The sequence below is a fragment of the Curtobacterium sp. AC273 genome, from assembly GCF_979253735.1.
Window position 1 is genome coordinate 129,278 of the sequence record NZ_CEEDDU010000009.1, and the last position, 21,300, is coordinate 150,577.

General features: G+C 67.6%; 20 protein-coding genes, 2 tRNA genes and 10 pseudogenes. 22 read left to right on the forward strand and 10 right to left on the reverse strand.

What is annotated here, in order from left to right; genetic code table 11:
• Positions 1 to 35 precede the first annotated feature (35 nt).
• The 3 genes and pseudogenes from trxA (at position 36) to ACZ8AI_RS15605 (ending at position 3,200) form a co-directional block, all read left to right on the forward strand.
• Positions 36 to 362 carry a thioredoxin gene (gene trxA, locus ACZ8AI_RS15595; RefSeq protein ID WP_464858943.1) on the forward strand — a complete coding sequence of 109 codons (327 nt, stop codon included), beginning with the start codon at positions 36 to 38 and terminating at the stop codon, positions 360 to 362.
• A gap of 280 nt (positions 363 to 642) precedes the next feature.
• A pseudogene (locus tag ACZ8AI_RS15600) lies at positions 643 to 1,948 on the forward strand (aminotransferase-like domain-containing protein); the annotation flags it as partial.
• 598 nt (positions 1,949 to 2,546) lie between these two features.
• A complete protein-coding gene (locus tag ACZ8AI_RS15605) occupies positions 2,547 to 3,200 on the forward strand; it encodes a D-alanine--D-alanine ligase family protein (protein ID WP_464858944.1) in 654 nt (217 codons plus the stop codon).
• Between the two features lie 701 nt (positions 3,201 to 3,901).
• Here ACZ8AI_RS15605 and ACZ8AI_RS15610 read toward each other — a convergent pair.
• The 10 genes and pseudogenes from ACZ8AI_RS15610 to rpmH form a co-directional block, all read right to left on the reverse strand.
• Positions 3,902 to 4,402 (reverse strand): ParB/RepB/Spo0J family partition protein, encoded by a 501-nt coding sequence (locus ACZ8AI_RS15610; protein ID WP_464858945.1) that lies wholly within the window; start codon positions 4,400 to 4,402, stop codon positions 3,902 to 3,904.
• Positions 4,399 to 4,554 (reverse strand): ParB N-terminal domain-containing protein, encoded by a 156-nt coding sequence (locus tag ACZ8AI_RS15615; protein WP_464859231.1) that lies wholly within the window; start codon positions 4,552 to 4,554, stop codon positions 4,399 to 4,401. The genes ACZ8AI_RS15610 and ACZ8AI_RS15615 overlap by 4 nt, the downstream gene beginning before the upstream one ends.
• Positions 4,555 to 4,636: 82 nt before the next feature.
• Positions 4,637 to 5,593 (reverse strand): ParA family protein, encoded by a 957-nt coding sequence (locus ACZ8AI_RS15620; RefSeq protein WP_464858946.1) that lies wholly within the window; start codon positions 5,591 to 5,593, stop codon positions 4,637 to 4,639.
• 221 nt (positions 5,594 to 5,814) lie between these two features.
• Positions 5,815 to 6,406 (reverse strand): annotated as a pseudogene (rsmG, locus tag ACZ8AI_RS15625) (16S rRNA (guanine(527)-N(7))-methyltransferase RsmG).
• 148 nt (positions 6,407 to 6,554) lie between these two features.
• Positions 6,555 to 6,989: a DNA-binding protein gene (locus tag ACZ8AI_RS15630; RefSeq protein ID WP_464858947.1), complete on the reverse strand. Its 435-nt coding sequence runs from the start codon at positions 6,987 to 6,989 to the stop codon at positions 6,555 to 6,557.
• Positions 6,990 to 7,220 carry a hypothetical protein gene (locus tag ACZ8AI_RS15635; protein ID WP_464858948.1) on the reverse strand — a complete coding sequence of 77 codons (231 nt, stop codon included), beginning with the start codon at positions 7,218 to 7,220 and terminating at the stop codon, positions 6,990 to 6,992. It abuts the gene before it with no gap.
• A 196-nt stretch (positions 7,221 to 7,416) separates the two neighbouring features.
• Entirely contained in the window at positions 7,417 to 7,878 is a 462-nt protein-coding gene (gene yidC, locus ACZ8AI_RS15640; protein ID WP_464859232.1) for a membrane protein insertase YidC, read from the reverse strand.
• 357 nt (positions 7,879 to 8,235) lie between these two features.
• Positions 8,236 to 8,373, reverse strand: a pseudogene (locus ACZ8AI_RS15645) (hypothetical protein); the annotation flags it as partial.
• A 65-nt stretch (positions 8,374 to 8,438) separates the two neighbouring features.
• A pseudogene (locus ACZ8AI_RS15650) lies at positions 8,439 to 8,720 on the reverse strand (ribonuclease P protein component); the annotation flags it as partial.
• Positions 8,721 to 8,786: 66 nt separating this feature from the next.
• Positions 8,787 to 8,917, reverse strand: a pseudogene (gene rpmH, locus ACZ8AI_RS15655) (50S ribosomal protein L34); the annotation flags it as partial.
• A 500-nt stretch (positions 8,918 to 9,417) separates the two neighbouring features.
• Here rpmH and dnaA point away from each other — a divergent pair.
• The 19 genes and pseudogenes from dnaA (at position 9,418) to ACZ8AI_RS15750 (ending at position 21,050) form a co-directional block, all read left to right on the forward strand.
• A pseudogene (dnaA, locus tag ACZ8AI_RS15660) lies at positions 9,418 to 10,900 on the forward strand (chromosomal replication initiator protein DnaA).
• 508 nt (positions 10,901 to 11,408) lie between these two features.
• Positions 11,409 to 12,557, forward strand: a pseudogene (gene dnaN, locus ACZ8AI_RS15665) (DNA polymerase III subunit beta).
• A 67-nt stretch (positions 12,558 to 12,624) separates the two neighbouring features.
• Positions 12,625 to 13,525, forward strand: a pseudogene (gene gnd, locus ACZ8AI_RS15670) (phosphogluconate dehydrogenase (NAD(+)-dependent, decarboxylating)).
• A gap of 56 nt (positions 13,526 to 13,581) precedes the next feature.
• The gene (locus ACZ8AI_RS15675; RefSeq protein WP_464858949.1) at positions 13,582 to 14,217 is read left to right on the forward strand and encodes a hypothetical protein; all 636 of its coding nucleotides are present in this window, start codon (positions 13,582 to 13,584) and stop codon (positions 14,215 to 14,217) included.
• A complete protein-coding gene (locus tag ACZ8AI_RS15680; protein WP_464858950.1) occupies positions 14,175 to 14,618 on the forward strand; it encodes a hypothetical protein in 444 nt (147 codons plus the stop codon). Before ACZ8AI_RS15675 ends, ACZ8AI_RS15680 begins: the two co-directional genes overlap by 43 nt.
• Positions 14,619 to 14,622: 4 nt before the next feature.
• Complete coding sequence (locus ACZ8AI_RS15685; RefSeq protein WP_464858951.1) at positions 14,623 to 14,772, forward strand: hypothetical protein; 150 nt, start codon at positions 14,623 to 14,625, stop codon at positions 14,770 to 14,772.
• Between the two features lie 124 nt (positions 14,773 to 14,896).
• Complete coding sequence (locus ACZ8AI_RS15690; protein WP_464858952.1) at positions 14,897 to 15,049, forward strand: hypothetical protein; 153 nt, start codon at positions 14,897 to 14,899, stop codon at positions 15,047 to 15,049.
• Positions 15,050 to 15,068: 19 nt separating this feature from the next.
• Positions 15,069 to 15,440, forward strand: a complete 372-nt coding sequence (locus ACZ8AI_RS15695) for a DciA family protein (protein ID WP_464858953.1) — start codon at positions 15,069 to 15,071, stop codon at positions 15,438 to 15,440.
• A 93-nt stretch (positions 15,441 to 15,533) separates the two neighbouring features.
• The gene (locus tag ACZ8AI_RS15700) at positions 15,534 to 16,472 is read left to right on the forward strand and encodes an ATP-binding protein (protein WP_464858954.1); all 939 of its coding nucleotides are present in this window, start codon (positions 15,534 to 15,536) and stop codon (positions 16,470 to 16,472) included.
• Positions 16,370 to 16,774, forward strand: a complete 405-nt coding sequence (locus ACZ8AI_RS15705) for a hypothetical protein (RefSeq protein WP_464858955.1) — start codon at positions 16,370 to 16,372, stop codon at positions 16,772 to 16,774. The genes ACZ8AI_RS15700 and ACZ8AI_RS15705 overlap by 103 nt, the downstream gene beginning before the upstream one ends.
• Positions 16,719 to 17,255 carry a hypothetical protein gene (locus ACZ8AI_RS15710; RefSeq protein WP_464858956.1) on the forward strand — a complete coding sequence of 179 codons (537 nt, stop codon included), beginning with the start codon at positions 16,719 to 16,721 and terminating at the stop codon, positions 17,253 to 17,255. The genes ACZ8AI_RS15705 and ACZ8AI_RS15710 overlap by 56 nt, the downstream gene beginning before the upstream one ends.
• Positions 17,239 to 17,457, forward strand: coding sequence for a hypothetical protein (locus tag ACZ8AI_RS15715; protein WP_464858957.1), 219 nt, complete (start codon positions 17,239 to 17,241; stop codon positions 17,455 to 17,457). Before ACZ8AI_RS15710 ends, ACZ8AI_RS15715 begins: the two co-directional genes overlap by 17 nt.
• Positions 17,458 to 17,872: 415 nt before the next feature.
• A pseudogene (locus tag ACZ8AI_RS15720) lies at positions 17,873 to 18,652 on the forward strand (DNA gyrase subunit A).
• Positions 18,653 to 18,654: 2 nt separating this feature from the next.
• Positions 18,655 to 19,530, forward strand: coding sequence for a hypothetical protein (locus tag ACZ8AI_RS15725; RefSeq protein WP_464858958.1), 876 nt, complete (start codon positions 18,655 to 18,657; stop codon positions 19,528 to 19,530).
• A 160-nt stretch (positions 19,531 to 19,690) separates the two neighbouring features.
• Positions 19,691 to 19,948 carry a hypothetical protein gene (locus ACZ8AI_RS15730; protein WP_464858959.1) on the forward strand — a complete coding sequence of 86 codons (258 nt, stop codon included), beginning with the start codon at positions 19,691 to 19,693 and terminating at the stop codon, positions 19,946 to 19,948.
• 30 nt (positions 19,949 to 19,978) lie between these two features.
• Positions 19,979 to 20,125, forward strand: a complete 147-nt coding sequence (locus tag ACZ8AI_RS15735) for a hypothetical protein (protein WP_464858960.1) — start codon at positions 19,979 to 19,981, stop codon at positions 20,123 to 20,125.
• A 260-nt stretch (positions 20,126 to 20,385) separates the two neighbouring features.
• A pseudogene (locus tag ACZ8AI_RS15740) lies at positions 20,386 to 20,793 on the forward strand (DUF3566 domain-containing protein).
• Positions 20,794 to 20,868: 75 nt separating this feature from the next.
• Positions 20,869 to 20,945 (forward strand) — tRNA-Ile (locus ACZ8AI_RS15745).
• A 32-nt stretch (positions 20,946 to 20,977) separates the two neighbouring features.
• Positions 20,978 to 21,050 (forward strand) — tRNA-Ala (locus ACZ8AI_RS15750).
• Positions 21,051 to 21,300: the final 250 nt, after the last annotated feature.

The following is a 21,300-nucleotide window of genomic DNA, read 5'->3' on the forward strand; positions in this document are numbered from 1 at the left end:
TTGTACCCACTGAACGACTTCCCGAAGGAGCACACATGTCCAACGCCAAGGCAGTCACCGACGCCACCTTCTCGGACGAGGTCCTGAAGTCCGACAAGATGATCCTCGTCGACTTCTGGGCAGAGTGGTGCGGCCCGTGTCGCGCCGTCTCGCCGATCCTCGACCAGATCGCAGCGGAGCACGCCGGCAAGATCGAGATCGTCAAGCTCAACGTCGACGACAACCCGCAGTCGGCCATGAACTACCAGATCACGTCGATCCCGGCGATGAAGGTCTTCAATGGCGGCGAGGTCGTCAAGACCGTCATCGGCGCCAAGCCGAAGCCCGCGCTCGAGGCAGACCTCGCCGAGTTCCTCGCGTAGGTCCCGGCACACGACGGCCCCGCTCTCCCGGAGAGCGGGGCCGTCGTCGTTCCGTTTACTCCGGAGAGCGGGGCCGTCGTCGTTCCGTTCACTCTGGAACGCGGGGCCGTCGTCGTTCCGTCCACTCCGGAACGCGGGGCCGTCGACGTTCCGTTCGCTCTGGAACGCGGGGCCGCCATCGTTCCGGGCCACTGGTTCAGGATCGGCCCCGTCCCGCAGCCCTGGTTCCCGGGGCCGATGTCGTAGTGTGGCGGGAATGTCCCACTGAAACGGAGCACTGATGACGAACGGCAACAGCCTCGACCCCTGGTACGACTCCTACGCCCAGCGCACCGCCGGGCTGAGCGCCTCCGAGGTCCGAGCCCTGTTCGCCGTCGCGTCGCGTCCCGAGGTGGTCTCGCTCGCCGGCGGCATGCCGTACGTCTCCGCGCTGCCGCGTGAGCTCGTCACGGGCTCCCTCGACCGTGTGATGGCGCAGGACGCCGCCATGGCGCTGGCAGTACGGCGGTGGGCAGGGTCTGCGGTCCCTGCGCGAGCACATCGTGAACGTGATGAGCCTCGAGGGCATCCTGCCGCGCCGAGGACGTCGTGGTGACCACCGGCTCGCAGCACCGCTCGACCTCGTCACGCGGCTGTTCATCGATCCGGGCGACGTCGTCCTGGCAGAATCACCGTCCTACGTCGGTGGATCGGTGGTCTTCCGGTCGTACCAGGCCGAGACGGTGCACGACGGAAACGGACGAGAACGGTCTCGTGCCCGAGGCCCTGCGTGAGGCGATCGCCAACCTGGTGACGCAGGGCAAACGCATCAAGTTCCTCTACCACGATCCCGAACTTCCACAACCCGGCCGGCGTCACGCTGAGCCGCGAGCGTCGCATCGAGATCCTCGACAACGTCTGCCGCCTGAACAACATCCTCGTGCTCGAGGACAACCCGTACGGACTCCTCTGGTTCGACGAGCCCGCGCCGCAGGCGATCCGCTCCATCGACGAGGAGTGGCGTGGTCTACCTCGGCCTGTTCTTCGGGAAGCCCTCGCCCTGTTCCGTGGTCGGATGGGCACTCGCCCCGCACGCCATCCGCGAGAAGCTCGTGCTGGCGAACGAGTCCGCGGTCCTCGCCCCGAACTCCTTCAGGCAGTACGTCGTCAACGCCTACCTCGACGCGGCCATCGACTGGAAGGGGCAGGTCGACTTCCGTTCCGCGGTATCTACGCCGAGCGACGGGACGCCATGCTGTCGGCGCTGGGGGAGTTCCTGCCGACCTTCATGGACGAAGCCGAACGGTGGCTTCTTCGTCTGGCTCACCCTGCCGGAGACGCCTGGACTCGAAGGGCGGCTGCTGCCGCGTGCCGTGAAGGAGCTCGTCGCCTACACGCCAGGGACCGCGTTCTACGCGGACGGTCGCGGCGGCGAATACATCCGGCTTGTCGTTCTGCTACCCGACGCCGGAGCAGATCCGCGTCGGTGGTGCCGCCTCGCCAACGTGGTGAACGACGAGCTCGAACTGGTCGGGACCTTCGGTGCGGCCACTCGTCCGAACGCGGTGGTGCGCCCGACCTCGTCGGTCAGCGCCCCGCCCCCGAACACTCTGATCAGCGCTTTCATCGCGATCGTTGACGGATCAGCCCCTCGTTACACGCGCGGCCCGGAGGTCCTCTCGCATGGCCGAGCTCACTCGTCGTCACGTCGTCGTCGTCGCCGGAGTGGATCTCTACACGAGCGTATGTCTCCCTGCGATCGGGCCGTCGGGTTGCCGTCACGACGGGCTACGGCTGGCAGGTCGACCTGCGGGACGCTGACGCGTCCCTCCTGCCGACCCACCTGCGGGAGACCCGCCCAGACGTCGTGTGGCCGGCTCTGCACGGCGCCTCCGGAGAGGGACAGGGCCCTGCGGGGCATCCTGGAGGCGCTCGACACTCCGTTCGTCGGCTCGCGTTCGACATCGGCTCGGTTGGCATGGGACAAGCCCACGGCCTCCGCACTCGTCGCCCGTGCCGGTGCGTCCGCACCCCGCGGTCGGTGACCCTGTCGCACGACGTCTTCCGCGAGCTCGGGGCTGTCGGAGTCCTCGAGAGCATCGCCGTCCCGAGTACCCCGTGCCCTCGCGGTACCAGCCGGCCCGGGGCGGCAGCGCACAAGGAGGTGACACTGGTCGACGACGTCAACGACCTGGCGCATGAGCCATGGTGACGGCGTACACGTACTGCGACGACGTCGTGGTGGAGCAACTCATCACGGGGACCGAGGTCGCGGTCGGCATCATCGACACGGGCGACGGCCCCGTGGCGCTGTCGGCCGTCGAGATCGTCCCGCGGAGCGGGATCTACGGCTTCGAGGCCCGCTACAACGCCGGGGGAGACGACTTTCATACGCCTGCTCGCCTGTCAGAGGAGAACGCGCAGTCAGCGTTCTGCAAGCCGCGGTCGCCGCACACGAGGCACTCGGCCTTCGACACATCTCGCGCGTCGACATCATCATCGACGCTGCGGGGACACCGTGGTTCCTCGGAGGCAAACGTGCTGCCGGGGCTCACCGAGACCTCTCTGGTCCCGCAGGCCCTGTCCGCTTCCGGCTTCGATCTCCGGGTGGACCTACGTCGAGCTTGCCGAGCAGGCCATCCGCGACCACCGGGCCTGATCAATGAAGCGGCGTGTTCCACGTGGAACACCTGCGCTCCAGCCTGCCGCTGCTACCGCCGCTGCCGCCTGTCCTTGGCTGGGGCGAATTGGTCCACGTGTCGACGTCCCTGCGAGCCCGGCGACTCCCAGCGTTGCTGCCCTGGGAGCTGGTCGCCGTCGTCGTTCTCGGGTTCCGGAACGGCGGGTCTCTGCGTGTGAACACGATCAACCGATGGCGTGCGCGGATCGCAGTGCGACGGCAGGTGCTATGCAGCGCCACGGTCACGATCCTGACGCTGATCGCGAGTGGGGGAGCAGTCCACGGGACTGTCGAGGCTCGAGCCTGCTCCGCGCGTTCATCGTCGATCGTCTGAACTGGCCCGGGTCTGTCCTGGTTGATCGCGACAGCCGTTCCACATGGGAAGAACGTCTCGAATGTCGTCTTGCCCTGCTGGAGCAGTTCGACCGGATCATCTCTCGTCGAACGGACTCCACGCAGAGAAGGCCCGGGCCTACCTGCTTCGGCAGCGTCCCGATCTCGCACCCCGCCTGCTGCGGCCGACGACTACCGACTCGGGGAAATGGCGCTCTTCAAGCCACTTGTTCGCTGCCGTCGGGCTTCGGAAGACTCCGGACGCTTCGCCGCGTTGAGCGCACGGGGGGCGTTCCACGTGAAATACCTACGTTACGGAGATGTGCGTACTCTGGCGGACTGTAGGGCGGGTCCAATGGAACATCCACTCTCAGCGCCCAGGACGCCGCCTGGAGGGCCTGCCTGGCCGTCTCTGGGAAGGATACCGGCTCGCGCCGCCCCGACGTCTCAGCAGGGCGCACAGCGGGCGAGGAGGGCTACCAGACGTCCGCGACGCCGAGCTCGCTCAAGATCCGGTTGAGGTCGTCACCATTGGCGAAATCAATCGTCAACTGAGCTCTTCCGAGCCCCCACGGCGATCTTGACGTGGGGTGTTGAGCCGATCCCCAGGCGCTCGGAGGTGGCCGATGAAGTGGACCACCGTCGCTTCGAGGGGCTCCGGCTTGGACTTCACCGGGGTCTTCGCCGCAAGCTGCTGGGCGAGCGCCTCGGCGGTACGGACGGACAGGTCTTCGTTCACGATCTTCTCGGCGAGGTACTCCATCGCCTCGGCATCCGGTGCAGCAAGGGATCGCGCAGAGCGTGCCCGGCCGACAGGACGCCGGCGGCTACACGCCGCTGCACGGGGAGGGCGGTGGAGCAACCGGATGGTGTTCGTGATCTGCGGACGAGAACGCCCGATGCGCTGAGCGAGCTGCTCCTGGGTGATCCCGAAGTCGGCGAGGAGCTGCTGGTACGCCGAGGCCTCTTCCAGCGGGTTGAGGTTCGCACGGTGCAGGTTCTCCAGGAGCGCGTCCCGGAGCATCGCGTCATCGGGGGTGTCCTTCACGATCGCAGGGATCGTACTGGGCCCGCTGAGCTCCTTCGTCGCAGGCAGGATAGCCGACGCTCACCCATGATGAGCTCGTACTGGGGGGCCGTGCCGGTCGCACCGGCGATCGGGCGCACGACGATGGGCTGCAGCACACCGATCTCGCGGATCGAGTGCTCGAGGCTCCTGCAGCTCTTCCTCGCGGAACTCCTTGCGGGGCTGCTGCGCGTTCGGGGACCACGTCGAGCGGGTTCAGGTTCGCCAGACGGGCGCCGGGCACGGCCACGAGGTCCTCTGCGGTCGGCGCTGAGGACGGCGTACCGCCGGTGGGCGTACCACGGTGAGGAAGAACACGTCGACGGGGCGTTCCTGCTGCTCCGTGGCGGTGGGGATCAGGGCGTGCACTCGGCGGGGCAAGTTCGCTTCGGTGCCATCAGGCTTGTGCTCCTCGTGCTGCGATCTCGGCCGCTGCCTCCGGGTAGGAGAGCGACCCGGTGGAGTTGACGTCGTACGCGACCACGCTCTGGCCGTAGCTCGGTGCCTCACTGACGCCCGGACCGACCGGAGGATCACCGCGTTCAGCACCTGGCCACCGAAGTGCTCCCGAACGTCTGCCGCGACCTGGTTCGACAGGTTCGTACGGCTGTCGTACATCGTCAGCAGGATCGTCGAGACGCGGAGGTTCGGATTGAGGTGCCGCTCGATCAGCTCGATGTTCCGCAGGAGCTGGCTCAGCCCCTCGGGCGCGTAGTACTCGCACTGGATCGGGATGAGGACCTCTTGCGCTGCCACGAAGGCGTTGATCGTCAGGAGGCCGAGCGACGGTGGGCAGTCGATGAAGACGTAGTGGTACGGCTCCTCGAAGGTGACGCGAGGTACTCGTCGAGCGCAGTCCGCAGAGCGCTGTTCACGGCAGGCGACCAGCGACACCAGCTCGATCTCGGCGCCGGCAAGGTGGATCGTCGCAGGCACACGCCAGAGCGTGTCGGACTCGGGGGACCGCTGCACGGTGTCGGCGATCGGTGCCTCGTCGACGATCACGTCGTAGATGCTCGCGACTTCCGCCTGGTGGTCCACACCGAGGGGCTGTAGGCGTTCCCCTGCGGGTCGAGGTCGATGACCAGCACCCGAGCCCCGCCGTGCGCCGGCGCTGCCCGCCAGGTTCACGGTGGTGGTCGTCTTCCCGACGCCACCCTTCTGGTTGGACACCACCGTGAAGACCCGAGTCTTCGCGGGCAGCTTGAGCTGCTGCGTCGCGATCGCGCGCCGACGGCGGTTCAGATCGGCGATCTCGCGAGCGAGCGGTGTCGACGCGTCGTAATCGGCCCGATGAACTCCAACAGTGCCTCTTCCCCGGTTCGGTGTTTCACGTGGAACGCGGAGCCACTGGCGGCCGAGGTGGTACTCGGCCCAGGCCGCAGCGCGTCCAGTCAGCGCATGTAGCCCGGAAGACTCAGGTAGAGTCTCCACTCGGCTACGCCGACTCCGAGCTCGAGCACCTCGACGTCGGTCCGGCGCTTGCGGAGGATGACCTTGCGAGCCTTCTCCATCTCGTCCTCGACGCGGGCGCCCTTCATCGGGATGAGCTGCCCGCCCGAGCGGACGAGCGGCACCGTCATGAGCGGGATGAGCTTCGACAGCGCGCTGGCGGCCCGGGCGATCACCTGGTCGACGACGATCTCGTCCGCAACGTCTTCGGCACGTGCACGAACCACATCGACGTTGGTCAGTCCCAGTCGCGCCGCCTCCGACGTGCCGAGCCAGTCCACCCGACGCTCCATCGAGCTGGTCCAGCGTGAGGAACTGCACGTCGGGGCGCGCAATGGCCAGCACCAGGCCGGGCAGACCGGCACCGAGACTTGACGTCGGCAACGCGACCCTGCGCCTCCAGGAGGGGCGCGAGGACCGCGGAATTGAGGATATGTCGCGTCCAGAGCCAGAGGCAGCTCGAGGGGACCGATCCAGACCGAGCTCTTCGCTCTGCAGGGCGAGCTCGTTCGTGAAGGACCGAGCGACGTCGATCCGGTCACCGAAGAGCGTCGCTGCGGCAAGTGGGTTCGTCTTCGAGCACCGGCGGAGCGGTCTCCGTCATCGGGTGACGACCGTGTGGTGTCCCGACCCTCACCCTCGGACTCCAGGTGGAAGCCCTTCTCGGCGGCCAGATCGTGGACTATCTTGCGCTCGTACGAGGATATCGCCGAGGAGTGCCGCCGGAGCGGACAGAGCCGCCCTCGATGCGCTCGATCGCCGTGTCGACCAGCCGCTGGAGTTCGGTGGCACGGGCGTCGCGGGAACCACCGACGTCGAGGATCAGCCGACTGAACTCGCCCGTCTCCGCCTGCACGGCGATGCGCGTGAGTTCCTGGAGCGCGCCGACACCGTGTCCGGCTTCGAGAGCACCCGAGCATCGCCCTCGTCGGTCACCGAGATGGTAGACGCGACTTCCGCGCGCTCCTCGATCTCGATGTCGCCGTCGAGGTCGCAGATGTCGAGGAGTTCCTCGATGTAGTCGGCTGCGTGTCGCTTCGTCGCGGGCGTCCTCAGCGTCGTTCTCGACGGTCTCGACGGAAGTCCTCGACGGAGTCCGCGTGTCCTGCTCGGTCACTTACGTCTTCCCGTTCTTCTTGGAGCGGTTCTTGCCCACCGGCTGCTGACGCTGCGTGGTGACGCGCGCGGCCTCGATCTCGGCCGCACCGGCACCGGCACCGTGCCTCGGCGGGGACCGGGGTAACCGATCCGCGACGCTGAGCCTTCTTCGCCAGGCGGGCTTCTCGGGCGAGGGCGGCCTCGGACGGGGGGTCGGCATGCTGCGGATGACGAAGTACTGCTGGGCCATCGTCCAGATGTTCGAGGACGAGCCAGTAGAACGCGTTGACGTTCCGAGGGGGAAGGACAGACCTGAAGATGACGAAGACCAGCGGGAGGATGTGGCAGCATCATCTTCTGCTGGCGGTACATCGGCGACGCCTTGGTCTCCGGGGACATGTTCTTCGCCACGAGCTGCCGCTGCGTGATGAACTGCGACGCGGTCATCACGACGATATGAAGCCGGCGATCGCGCGGACTTCCCAGCCCGAGGCGTTCGTGAACGTCTCGTGCAGCGGAAGCGCCGAACAGCGACGCGTTGCCGAACGAGCCGGCGAGGTCGTTCGTGAGCAGGCCGATGCCGGTCTTGTTGATCTGCGCCTCGTGCAGCACCTGCGTCTGACGAAGAAGATCGGCATCTGGATGACCAGCGGCAGGCAGGAGCTCAGCGGGTTCGTCCCGGTCTCCGCTTGTAGAGCGCCATGGTCTCGCGGCTCGCTGGCCTCACGCGAGAACTGGTCCTTCTTGCCCTTGTACTTGTCCTGGATCTTCTTCAGCTGCGGCGCGACCTCGAGCATGCGACGCTGCGACTTGATCTGGCGCACGAAGATCGGGATCAGCGCGGCGCGGACCACGAAGGTCAGGAAGATGATCGAGAGCACCCAGGTGATACCCGCGCCGGGGTCCATGCCGATGTTCTCGAAGATCGGTGGAAGCCGACGAGGATGGCCGAGACCACCCATTTGAGCGGCCAGAGGATCGTACCGATGAGGTCCATGGGGACGGTCACGCCTTTCGAAGTGCGCTGGGGGAGCAGGACCGGGAGGGAGTCCCGACCGCGGTCTGCGGCTGCTGCGGGTTCGGCGCGAGCACGAACCCGAACCGGTTGACGTCGTAGGGGCGACGCCGCGTGCCGGACGTCGTCGATGCCCCCGGCTGCCCAGGGGTTGCAGCGGGCGATGCGCCATGCGCCCATCGCCGATCCGCCGGACCACGCCGTACTGCTGGATGGCTTCGAGCGCGTACCGCGAACACGAGGGGTGGTAGCGGCAGACGTTCCCGTAGAGCGGGAAGATGACGGCCCGGTACGCACGCAGCGCGACGGCGCACACGTTGCGCGGGAGTAACTTGCGATGCCCCAGGCGAGGCGGGTCAGCGGGTTCATGCTGCCTTCTCCACACCACGCGCGCAGGAGCGCAGGGACGATCTTCGAGCAGGGTAGGCTAGCCCGGCCTGCGCAGCGCGCTAGCAGTGCGCGGACCACCACGTCGTACCCGACGGGGACGTCCGGCAGCAGCCCGTGCGCGATCGCCTTGAGGCGACGCCGGACCAGGTTCCGCGTCACCGCGTTCCCCACCGTCTTGCCGGCGACGATGAAGCCGAACCGCGTCGGCCAGGGTCGACCACGCCGTCGTCGGTGGTGCGACGGACCACCGATACGACGGCGTGCGCCGTGGCGCTTCCTGCGACCACGACGCACGACGGACCGGTAGTCGTCACCACGGACGATGCGGTTGGCACGCGCCAGCACGATCGCTACCAGGTTCCCAGCCGGGACCGGACCGGACGAGATCCGGTCAGGTGAGGACTCGTTCGAGGCGCTGAGCTCGGTGCGGCCCTTGGAACGACGCGCGGCGAGGATGGCGCGGCCGGCGCGGGTGCGCATGCGGGCACGGAAGCCAGTTGGCACGACGACGGTTGTTCGGCTGGAAAGGTGCGCTTGCTCATGATGATCTCCACATGGCTGCCCCGGGTTCCGTCCTCGGCGGGAAGAACGCAGCGCAGCCGTCGCGTATGTGTCGCCGCTCGGTGCCGAACGACGCAGGATGGGCGCGACCAGACGGCCGCAGTCAACTGGTTAACGGTACGTGACAGCAGCGAGCAGGTCAAACGCGGGACGCGGACCCTTGCGCGGAGGGGCCGCGCACGATCATTATCCACACTGGGGAAAACGTGCGTTCGGTACGACGCGCCCCGGTCCTTTACAGTGGGGTGATCGATCCGCCTGTTGCCCGGCAGGACGGGGGGGTCTCCCCGATGTGCACCACCGGCGGACGTGGACAAGACTGTGGGCAACCCTGTGGGTCACCCGCGGGGCGACACGCGGCCCGGGCCGTCGAAGAAGCCGCCCGGACACGGACGCCCCGCCGGAAGACTTACGCCGGTCGAGCGCGGCCCGGAACGGCCCCCGGCCGACACAAGACCAGGAGACGAGCGCGACGCTGACGATGCCGGCCGACCCCGTCGAGGACCTCTGGTCATCGGTCCTCGGAACTCCTCTCGGAGGACGACCGCGTCTACCCCGCAGCCGCAAGGGCTTCCTCCACCTGGTCGAACCGAAGGGCGTCCTCGTCGATACCCTCTACCTCGGGGTCCCCAACGACCTCACCCGCGGCATGCTCGAACAGCGCATCCGGATCCCGATCACCGAGGCCGTCTCCCGCATCGGTGACGACACGGTCGCGAACTTCGCCATCACCGTGAACCCGGACATGGCGTCCGAGCCCCGGGTCGACCCGACCGTCGCGTCGCACGTCCCCGAAGTACGCGGAGCCCGTGCAGCGGCGCCCGTCGAGCAGAGTGCCGCTCCCCGGCGAAGTACATCAAGGCGCCCTTCGTCCCGAGCCAGATCGACTCCCCGGGCGCCAGCGGCCGTCCCGAGTCGCGGCTCAACCCGAAGGTACAGCTACGACAACTTCGTCATCGGCTCGTCGAAGACCGCTTCGCGCACGCCGCGGCGGTCGTGGTCGCCGAGGCCCCGGCCAAGGCCTGCAACCCCCTCTTCATCTACGGGGACTCCGGTCTCGGCAAGGACGCACCTCCTGCACGCCATCGGGCACTCCGCCGAGAGACCTCTACCGGCGGGGATCCGCGTCCGGTACGTGTCGAGCGAGGAGTTCACGAGCGACTTCATCAACTCGATCGCGAACAACCGCTCGAACCAGTTCCAGCAGCGGTACCGCGACATCGACATCCTGCTGATTGACGACATCCGGTTCACCTGCGGAAGGACTCGACGCCAAGAGGCCTTCTTCCACATGGTCAACACGCTGCGCGACCACAACAAGCAGGTGGTCATCACGTCCGACGTCGCACCGAAGCACCTGACCGGGTTCGAGGACCGGATGCGCTCACGCTTCCGAGTGGGGTCTCATCACCGACGTGCAGGCGCCCGAGCTCGAGGCGCGCATCGCGATCCTCCGCAAGAAGGCGCAGTCCGACCACCTGCAGGTGCCGGACGACATCCTCGAGTTCATGGCGTCGAAGGTGTCGAGCAACATCCGCGAGCTCGAGGGGACGCTCATCCGCGTCACCGCGTTCCGCCCGAGCCTCAACCGGACTGCCGTCGACATGGCGCTCGTGCAGACCGTCCTGAAAGGACCTGATCACCCTCGACGACGACAACGTGGTCGCGCTTGACGGACATCATCAACCACACCGCGGAGTACTTCAAGCTCTCCGTCGGCGACCTCTACGGCTCGTCCCGCTCGCAGGCCATCGCCACCGCACGACAGATCGCGATGTACCTGTGCAGTGAGCTGACGAGCCTGTCCCTGCCCAAGATCGGGCGGCTGTTCGGCAACCGCGACCACACCACGGTCATGTGCGCGAACAAGAAGATCACCGAGCTGGTGCCGGGAGCGTCGGTCGATCTACAACCAGGTCACCGAACTCACGAGCCGCATCAAGCAGGACCGCCGCTACCGCTGATCGCGGTCCCGGGATCCGTCTCCCGACGCGCTCGTCGCGTCCGTCCGAGATCGGGTCGACCAGGCCTGGAGGTACGACTGACGACCGTGGGATCGGCCCACCTCGGCGGCGCATCCACCACATCTGAGACGGTTCCATGCGCCGGACTTCTCACAGTGTGGAAAGCCTGTGGATAACGCTGTGGAGGACACGCCGCCCGGTTGTTCACAGGTGGAGGGGCCGCAACTGTGGAAACTGGGGATGGAAGTGGATAGCTGAGGTTCACTCATCCAGAGGTCGCCCACACGCCGCTCACAAGTCACACGGTTGTAGTTCCCTGTCGCTGAGCGGCATCAACAGGGTTATCCACAGGGTGTTGCATGAGGCGATTAATACCATTACTCCTGGTTAACGATTGATCTCAGTGGGCCAACCTTGTGGACGGCGGGATGACAAGAAATCCTGGCTCCGCCGGGCTGTGCCTAGTAGGGCGGCCGGACAGTCCAACCGATCGACAGGGGTTCCAGCTGTGAAGTTCGAGGTCAACCGGGACGTCTTCTCCGAAGCCGTCTCCTTCGCGGTGAAACTCCTCCCACAGCGCACGACCCTCCGATCCTCTCGGGCGTCCTCATCCACGCCGAGGGCGACCGGCTCACGCTCTCCTCGTTCGACTACGAGGTCTCGGCGCAGACGTCGATCACCGCGCAGATCGACGATCCCGGCACCGTGCTCGTCTCCGGCCGGCTGCTGAACGACATCGCGAGCCGCCTGCCGAACGCCCTGTGACCTTCACCACCGAGGACGCCAAGATCTCGGTCAGCTGTGGTTCCGCGCACTTCACGCTGCTGTCGATGCCGGTCGAGGAGTACCCCACCCTCCCGGAGATCGGTGCGCAGACCGGTGTCATCCCCGGCGACGCGTTCTCCGAAGCGGTGTCCCAGGTGGCCGTCGCCGCCAGCCGCGACGCGTCACCCCGGTGATCACCGGCGTGCAGCTCGAGGTCGGCGACCACGACGTCTCCCTCATCGCGACCGACCGGTACCCGTCGCCGTCCGCACGATCCAGTGGGACTCCGGCCGCACCGGCGAGACCGAGAGCGCACCGCTGCACGCTCGTGCTGGCCCGCACCCTGCAGGAGGTCGGCCGCACCTTCGGTTCGGCGTCCACGGTCTCGGTGTCGATCAGCGGCTCCTCGAACGCGAGCTCATCGCGTTCCACGCCGACGACAAGACGGTGACGTCGCTGCTCATCAAGGGCAACTACCCGCCGGTGCGCCGGCTCTTCCCCGAGACCGTCCAGGACCACGCGGTGATCAACACCGCGGAACTGGTCGAGGCGGTGTGACGGGTCTCCCTCGTCCTGGAGCGCGAAGCCGCGCTCCGGTTCTCCTTCACGGTCGACGGGCTCACGCTCGAGGCGATCGGTTCCGAACAAGCGCAGGCGTCAGAGTCGATCAGTGCGTTGCTGACCGGTGAGGAAACGGTGGTCTCCCTGAAGCCCGCGTTCCTCCTGGACGGGTTGAATGCGGTGCACTCCGAGTTCGTCCGTATCTCCTTCACCAAGACGGAGAACCCCAACAAGCCGGGGCCAGTGCTCATCACCGGTCAGACCTCCCCAAGAGGCACCGGCTGCGGACGGATACCGGTACCTGCTGCAACCCAATCTCCTGCTGCGGTAAGCGCAGCAACCGAACACTGCGCTGACGCGCCAACCTGCATCAGCGCGACGACGAACAGAAGGAAATCATGCACATCGGTCTTGTCGGCCTCGGTCGCATGGGCAACAACATGCGTGCCCGTCTCCGCAACGCAGGCATCGAGGTCACCGGGTACGACGCGAACCCCGCCGTCTCCGATGTGGCCAACCTCGCCGACCTCGCGGCAGCGCTCCCCGAGGGCCAGAAGCTCGTGTGGGTCATGGTCCCGCACGGCAAGATCACCGACGACGTGATCACCGAGCTCGCCGGCGTCCTCGCCGAGGGCGACCTGGTCATCGACGGCGGCAACTCGAAGTGGCTGGACGACACCGTCCACGCCGAGCAGCTCGGCGCAAGGGCATCCGCTACATGGACGCCGGCGTCTCCGGTGGCGTCTGGGGCAAGGACAACGGCTACGGCCTCATGGTCGGCGGTGACGTCAAGGACGTCGAGTTCGCCATGCCGGTCTTCGACGCGCTCCGCCCCGAGGGCCGCGCGAGAGGGCTTCTCGCACGCCGGCCCGATCGGCGCCGGTCACTACGCGAAGATGGTCCGCAACGGCATCGAGTACGCGATCATGCAGGCGTACGGCGAGGGCTACGAGCTCCTCGAGGCGAAGGACATCATCCACGACGTCCCCGCCGTCTTCGCCGGATGGCAGCGCGGCACCGTCGTGCGCTCCTGGCTGCTCGACCTCATGGTGCTCGCCCTCAACGAGGACCCGAAGCTCGACGAGCTCGAGGGCTACGTCGAGGGACTCGGGCGAGGGCCGCTGGACACTGGAAGAGGGCATCGAGCTCGCGGTGCCGATGCCCGCGCTCTCGGCGTCGATCTTCGCCCGCTTCGTCTCGCGTCAGGGCAGTGCGTCCCCGACGATGAAGGCCGTCGCGGCGCTCCGCAACCAGTTCGGCGGTCACGCCGTCAAGAAAGGCGTAGTCCTGCCGAGGTAACCACCTCGACCCGTATCGGCCCGCGTGCACGTCACGACCATCTCCAGCTCACCGACTTGGAAATGGGGGGGGGGGGGGGGGGGGGGGGGGGGGGGGGGGGGGGGGGGGGGGGGGGGGGGGGGAGGCGGACGTCGGCCGGGCTCGCACGCGGGCCAGGGCCTATTCGTCGGACGGAGCGGCCCGGGGCAAGACCAGCCTGGTCGAGGCGATCGGAGTACCTCTCCACCCTCGGCTCGCACCGCGCGTCCCCACCGACGCGGCACTCGTGCGGCAGGGGCTGCGACGCGGCGATCGTCCGCGCGCGGCTCGCCGCACGAGGACGTGCGCATCCTCGCCGAGGTGCAGATCAACCGCACGGGTGCGAACCGCGCGCAGGTCAACCGCTCGGCGATCCAGCCCCGGGAGCTCCGCTGGTACTGCACGAGCGCGTGCTCTTCGCGCCCGAGGACCTCGCACTCGTCCGCGGTGAACCGGCCGGCCGACGTCGGATGCTCGACAAGCTCCTCGGCCAGATCGCGCTGCGCATGCAGGGCGTCCTCGCCGACTACGACCGGACACTCCGCCAGCGGAACACCCTGCTGAAGTCGGCGCGGGCGACCGGCGCGAAGTCGGTTCGCTGGCGACGCTCGACGTCTGGGACGACCGGCTCGTGGCGTTCGGGGCCGAGATCCTCGCCGCGCGCGACCACCTGACCCGGCGGCTGGCGCCCTTCGTGGCCGAGGCGTACGCGACCGTCGCCGGCGAACGGCACGAGGCGTCGATCGCGGGCGTGCTGAGCGTCCGGGGCGGCGACCCCGAGGACGCGAACGCGACGGACCCGGTGCTCGGGACGCCCGACGAACCGGTCTCGGTGACCGCTGCCGCCGACGCCTTCCGCGCGGCGCTGGAACGGCGCCGACGCGACGAACTCGACCGCGGGTTGACGCTCGTCGGACCGCACCGCGACGACGTGCTCTTCCAGCTGAACGGGTTACCTGCGCGCGGGTACGCGAGTCACGGCGAATCGTGGTCGTTCGCGCTCGCGATTCAGCTCGCCAGCGCCTCGATTCCCCGAGGCCGAGTCCAGCCTCGGCGACCCGATCATCATCCTTGACGACGTGTTCGCCGAACTCGACGAATCCCGTCGGGAGCGCTTGGCCGGAGCGGTCGCCGACTACGAACAGGTGCTCATCACCGCGGCGGTGTTCGGCGACGTTCCCGGACAGCTGGCCGCGCACACCGTCGGATCGAGGCCGGCACCATCGTGACCGACGAGGCGGCGGCGAGCCGCGCCTCCAGTCCGACGGCCACCGCGGACGACGCAACGGCAGCACCCGACGCGGCCACCGCGGACGACGCGACGGCACCCGATCCGACGGGGGTGGGCGCCTGATGCCGGAGCCCTGGAAGCCCACCGAGCCCTCCCGCGCGTACCGCCACCTCCGTGCCGTCTTCGGCGACCCGTCGAAGCGTGGTGTCGACGCCCGGCGACGACGGATGAGCGCGCTCGACCCGGACTCCGTGCCGTACGGCCGCGGGTCGTGAGCCGAAGGGCCTCGGCGACGTGGTCGGTTCTCTCGCCCAGGAACTCGGATGGACGGAGCCACTCGCCCGGTCCGAGCTCTTCGTCGACTGGCCCGCGGTGGTCGGTGACGAACTCGCGAAGCACTCCCGCCCGATGACGATCGACGACGGTGCACTGGTCATCCGGTGCGACTCGACGGCGTGGGCGACGCAGCTCCGACTGATGCGGAGCACCGTCACGACGACCATCGCCGAGCGGCACCCCGGAAGCCGGGGTCGAGTCGATCCGGGTTTCCGGCCCCGACGCCCCCACCTGGAAACGCGGCCCCAGGACGGTCCAGGGGCGTGGTCCTCGCGATACCTACCGGTTGAGCCGACGAAATCATCCTCTGGTACCGATTTCGGCCGCTGAACGGCCGATTTCGGCCCTCGGACGAGGGGGTCCTGAGGTAGACTGAGAAGTGCAGTGCGCGGGTGTTCCGCGCGCAGGCAGGAGCACCCTCGAATGACATCCGGATCTGACGACGACCGACAGAACTCGACCGCCGAGCCGACCCCGCAGAGCGACCAAGCGTACGGCGCAGACCAGATCCAGGTGCTCGAAGGGCTCGAAGCCGTCCGGAAGCGTCCGGGCATGTACATCGGGTCCACGGGGCCGCGCGGTCTGCACCACCTCGTGCAGGAGATCGTCGACAACTCCGTCGACGAAGCGCTCGCGGGCTACTGCGACACCATCAACGTCACGATCCGCGAAGACGGCGGCGTCCGCGTGGTCGACAACGGCCGTGGCATCCCGGTCGGTATCCACGCGGCCGAGGGCGTCTCCACCGTCCAGGTCGTCCTGACGGTCCTGCACGCCGGCGGCAAGTTCGGCGGCGGCGCGGTACGCGGTGTCCGGCGGTCTGCACGGTGTCGGTTCGTCGGTGGTCAACGCGCTGAGCTCGAACTCGACGTCGAGGTCCGCCGGCAGGGCCACGTCTGGGCGCCAGAGCTACACCGACGGGTCCCGGTCGCACCGCTCTGGGACGAGGAGTCCGACGAGCACGGCACCACGATCACGTTCTGGCCGAACGCGGAGATCTTCGAGACGGTCGTCTTCGACTACGAGACCCTGCGCACCCGCTTCCAGCAGATGGCGTTCCTCAACAAGGGGGCTCCGCATCACGCTCAGGACGAGCGCCCCCCGGACGAAGGGGAAGAGGCCCGTCAGGACTCCTTCCTCTACGAGCGGGGGCTCGCCGACTACGTCGAGTACCTCAACGCCCAGAAGGCCGACCTCGTGCACCCGGACATCGGGTTCGAGGCCGAGGACCGGAGCGCAAGATCGCGCTCGAGGTCGCGATGCAGTGGAACACCTCCTACCAGGAGAGCGTCCACACCTTCGCGAACACGATCAACACGCACGAGGGCGGTACCCACGAAGAGGGCTTCCGCGCTGCGCTGACGTACCTGGTGAACAAGTACGCGCGCGAGGCGAAGATCATCAAGGAGAAGGACGACAACCTCACGGGTGACGACATCCGCGAAGGGCTGACGGCCGTCATCTCCGTGAAGCTCGGCGAGCCGCAGTTCGAGGGCCAGACGAAGACCAAGCTCGGCAACACCGAGGCCAAGGGCTTCGTGCAGCGCGTCGTCGGCACCGAGCTCACCCACTGGTTCGAGAGCAACCCGGACGCAGGCCCGCGACGTCGTGCGCAAGGCGATCCAGGCGTCGCAGGATCGCCTCGCCGCCCGCAAGGCGCGTGAGACCACCCGCCGCAAGGGCCTCCTGGAGTCGGGCGGCATGCCCGGCAAGCTCAAGGACTGCCAGTCGAAGGACCCGACGGTCTCCGAGATCTTCATGGTCGAGGGTGACTCCGCCGGCGGCTCCGCCGTGCAGGGGCGCAACCCGATGACGCAGGCGATCCTCCTCGCTCCGCGGCAAGATCCTCAACGTCGAGAAGGCACGCCTCGACCGCGCCCTGGCCAACCAGGAGATCCAGTCGATGATCACGGCGTTCGGCGCCGGCATCGGCGAGGATCGACCCGGACAAGGCCCGGTACCTACAAGATCGTGCTGATGGCCGATGCCGACGTCGACGGCCAGCACATCACGACGCTTCTGCTCACCCTGCTGTTCCGCTACATGCGACCGCTCATCGAGCGCGGCTACGTGCACGCCGCAGCCGCCGCTGTACCGCCTGAAGTGGTCGAACTCGGCGCACGAGTACGTGTTCAGCGACCGTGAGCGCGACGCCCTCATGCAGGCCGGCCTGCGAGGGCAAGCGCATCCCGAAGGACAACGGGATCCAGCGCTACAAGGGCCTCGGCGAGATGGACTACAAGAGCTGTGGGACACCACGATGAACCCGGACACCCGGATGCCCCTGCAGGTCACGCTCGAGGACGCGGCGGCGGTGGACAGCGTCTTCGCGACGCTGATGGGGTGAGGACGTCGAGTCCCGACGCCAGTTCATCCAGCAGAACGCCAAGGACGTGCTTCCTCGACATCTGAGGACAGGAGGCGCGGTGCCAGCCGCGTCGACCAGTCCCGATCGTCGGTCGTCGCGCCCGGCGCGACGAAGCGGAACCAGTGCCTCCAGGCCATCGCTCCGGAGTGGCCACCAGAAAGGTGACCAAGCCCGCCGTGGCTGACGACAACGAGAACGGCGCCGAGAGCAGCCCGAGATCGTCCACGGCGACAGCGGGGACATCGTCGTCTCCGGAGACCGCATCTCGCAGGTCGACCTGCAGCTCGAGATGCAGCGTTCGTACCTCGACTACGCGATGTCCGTCATCGTCGGACGCGCCCTCCCCGAGGTCCGCGACGGACTGAAGCCGGTGCACCGCCGCGTGATCTACGCGATGTTCGACGGCGGCTACCGCCCCGACCGCGCGTTCCTCGAAGTGTTCCGCGTCGTCGGCGACGTGATGGGGCAGTTCCACCCGCACGGTGACAGCGCGATCTACGACCGCACCTCGTCCGCCTCGTGAAGCCGCGAAGGCTGCCCGCTACCTGCTCGCGCTCGGCCAGGGGCAATTTCGGTTCCCCGGGCAACCACGGCGCCGCGGCCCACCGGTACACCGAGGACCAAGATGGCGCCGCTCGCCATGGAGATGGTCCGGGACATCGACGAGGACACCGTCGACTTCCAGGACAACTACGACGGCCGCACGCAGGAGCCCGCGATCCTGCCGCCTCGGCTCCTGAACCTGCTCGCCAACGGTTCCTGGTCGGCATCGCGGTCGGCATGGCGACGAACATCCCGCCGCACAACCTGCGCGAGGTCGGCGTTGGCGCGGAAGTGGGCGCTCGAGCACCCCGACGCGACGCGCGAGGAACTCCTCGCCGCACTGATGCAGCGGGATCAAGGGCCCGACTTCCAGACCGGTGTGCAGATCCTCGGCACCAAGGGCATCCAGGACGCCTACCGCACCGGTCGGCCTCGACCACGATGCGCGCGGTCGTCAACGTCGAGGAGATCCAGGGCCGGTACCGGCCTCGTGGTCACCGAGCCGCCGTACCAGGTGAACCCGGACAACCTGGCGATCCGCATCGCCGAGGGCGTCAAGGACGGCAAGCTCTCCGGCATCGCCGACATCCGCGACGAGACCCTCTGGTCGCAACGGCCAGCGCCTCGGTGATCGTGCTGAAGCGCGACGCGGTCGCCAAGGTCGTCCTCAACAACCTGTACTGGTCGCACGCAGTTGCAGGAGAAGGTCTTCGAAAGCGAACATGCTCGGCGATCGTCGACGGGGTGCTGCGCACGCCCGCCCTCGACGGCTTCATCTCAGCGTGGGTCGACCACCAGATCGACGCCATCGCCGGGTCCGCCGGACCCGCGTGTACCTGGCTGCTGCGAGGCCGAGAAGGTGCGCGCAACTCCATGGGCGGCTACCTGGCGGCGCTCGACGCCCTCGACGAGGCCGAACGCGCTCGTCCTGCCGTTCGCCCGATCGTCGAAGAGGCCCGCACCGGCCTGATGGATCTATGTCCGCTCGACGAGATCCAGGCGCGTTGCGATTCCCGAACCATGCTGCTCAAGTCGTCCGGACGCGCCTCGAGGCGTTCCGGAGAAGGTCCGACGACGAAGCCGAGGAGACCGAGCGGAAGATCGCCGACTTCCAGGACATCCTGGGCTCGGAGACTCGCTAGCAGCACGATCATCGGCGACGAGCTCGACGAGATCGTGGACCGCTTCGGTGACGATCGTCGGAGCGAGATCCCGCTCGGCTTCGACGGCGACATGTCCATGGAGGACCTTCCCCTACCTCGAAGAGGAGATGGTGGTCACCATCACCCGCGGCGGGTACGTCAAGTGGACCTGGGCAGCGACAACTACCGCTCGCAGCACCGCGGTTCGGTGGTCGGATGCGGCGCGCAGCTCTGCGTGGACGACAAGGTCGCCGAGCACTTCTTCGCTGACGACGACGGCACCACGAAGGCCGCTGTTCCTCACCGACCAGGCCGCGTAGCTCGGCCAAGGTGCATGAACTGCAAGGTGCAGGCCAGCCGCGACTAAGGCCAGCGTGGACGCCGCGAACCTGCTCGCGATGCAGCCGGACGAGCAAGAGACCCAGCAGGTGCTCGATATCCGTGACTACGAGGCGGCGGCAGTACGGCGCCCGTGACCGGCCTACGGCCTGTACGTCAAGAAGACGGCGCTGACCGAGTACGACATCATGAACCGCACCGGCGGCATCATCGCGATCAACCTGCGCGACGGCGACACCCTCGTGCAGGCGCTGCTCGTCGACGAGTACGACGACCTGCTGCTCGTACCGAAGCACGGCATGTCTCTGCGCTTCACCGCGACGAACGACACCCTGCGCCTGATGGGTCGCTCGGACCTCGGGCGTGAAGGGCATGTCGTTCCGCGACGACGACGCGCCTCGCAGCCCTGGCCGCCCCGGACGACAAGGCTACGCTGCGGGTCATGACCGAGGGCGGCTACGGCCAAGCGCACTTCGGTGGACCAGTACCGCGTGCAGGGCCGCGGTGGTCTCGGCATCAAGGTGGCCAAGCTGGCCGCCGACCGAGGTGACTCGCTGTGGGTGCTCTCATCGTGGGTGAGGACGACGAGGTGCTCATCGTGCTGCAATCGGGCAAGGTGGTAAGGTCTGCCGTGGCCGAGGTGCTCGCCAAGGGTCGCGAGACGGATGGGTGTGGTCTTCAAGGAGGTTCGCGGAGAACGACCTGATCATCGCAGTGTATTCTGAATGACCGAGCGGAACCCGGACGACCAGGATGACGCCGAGATCGAGCCCGCGGCACCGGTGGAGTACCAGTGAGCCCCGCTGAGGCAAGAAGCTCGATTCCACCGATCCCATTGACACCGCGCCTGGCGACCAGCCAGGCCGAGAGGACCAGCCGAGCAATGAAGTGGGTCGCCGAGAAGCTCCAGAAGAAGGCGAAGCGGCCCGTCGGCACCCGTCAGGTGCGACTGCGGCTCGTGTACGTCGACTTCTGGTCGATGGTGAAGCTCAGCTTCCTCATCGCCCTGGCCGACTCCATCGTGATCGTCGTGGCAACGGCGGCTCCGTGTGGGTCATCCTCAACCAGACCGGTGTCTTCGGCGAGATCGACTCGCTCCTGAAGGACGTCACGGGGCAGAACAACTACTCGATCATGGACCAGTTCTCGCTGGGCCAGGTACTCGGGTTCTCCATCGTCGGCATCCTCAACGTGGTCGTCGGCACCGTGCTCGGCGCGATCGTGAGCGTCCTCTACAACCTCAGTGTGCGGATCACGGGCGGCCTGCTCCGTGGGCTTCACGAACAACTGACACACCCGGCCGGATGAGGCCGACCACTCGATTTCGTTCTCCGGGATCGGTACGGTAGGCTTTCATCCGGTCTGAGGGGCTATAGCTCAGGCGGTTAGAGCGCTTCGCTGATAACGAAGAGGTCCAAGGTTCAAGTCCTTGTAGCCCCACCACTTCCCTCCGACATCCGTACCATGGGTGTCTCGGGGCCTTAGCTCAGTTGGCAGAGCGCCTGCTTTGCAAGCAGGATGTCAGGAGTTCGATTCTCCCAGGCTCCACTCCACTCAAGCCGACGCTGCTCGGCTCGTTCTTCGCCTCGCCGGTTCGTTCCGGTCGTGTTCGTCGGCACCTTCGGCGCGCCGCTCCGCGATGGGTCCCGTCCGGCGTTCGGCCTGCGCTCGGTATGCGCCCGGCTCGGGTGCGGGTGCGGGTGAGATCGCGATTGCGCGCGTGTGTGGGCTGGGTCGGGGCGCGGGAGTGCGATCTCGCGGCCGTCGGCGCGGCGCATCTGCGGGCCTGGAGGCGCGG

What these genes read in the sequence shown, in the direction of transcription:
- ACZ8AI_RS15700 (WP_464858954.1), top strand. Translation starts at nt 15,534, where the DNA reads ATGACATCCGGATCTGACGACGACCGACAGAACTCGACCGCCGAGCCG.
- ACZ8AI_RS15605 (WP_464858944.1), top strand. Translation starts at nt 2,547, where the DNA reads ATGGTGACGGCGTACACGTACTGCGACGACGTCGTGGTGGAGCAACTC.
- trxA (WP_464858943.1), top strand. Translation starts at nt 36, where the DNA reads ATGTCCAACGCCAAGGCAGTCACCGACGCCACCTTCTCGGACGAGGTC.
- ACZ8AI_RS15730 (WP_464858959.1), top strand. Translation starts at nt 19,691, where the DNA reads ATGAACCGCACCGGCGGCATCATCGCGATCAACCTGCGCGACGGCGAC.
- ACZ8AI_RS15635 (WP_464858948.1), bottom strand. Translation starts at nt 7,220, where the DNA reads ATGGCCCAGCAGTACTTCGTCATCCGCAGCATGCCGACCCCCCGTCCG.
- ACZ8AI_RS15705 (WP_464858955.1), top strand. Translation starts at nt 16,370, where the DNA reads ATGCAGTGGAACACCTCCTACCAGGAGAGCGTCCACACCTTCGCGAAC.
- ACZ8AI_RS15690 (WP_464858952.1), top strand. Translation starts at nt 14,897, where the DNA reads ATGCCGGAGCCCTGGAAGCCCACCGAGCCCTCCCGCGCGTACCGCCAC.
- yidC (WP_464859232.1), bottom strand. Translation starts at nt 7,878, where the DNA reads ATGGACCCCGGCGCGGGTATCACCTGGGTGCTCTCGATCATCTTCCTG.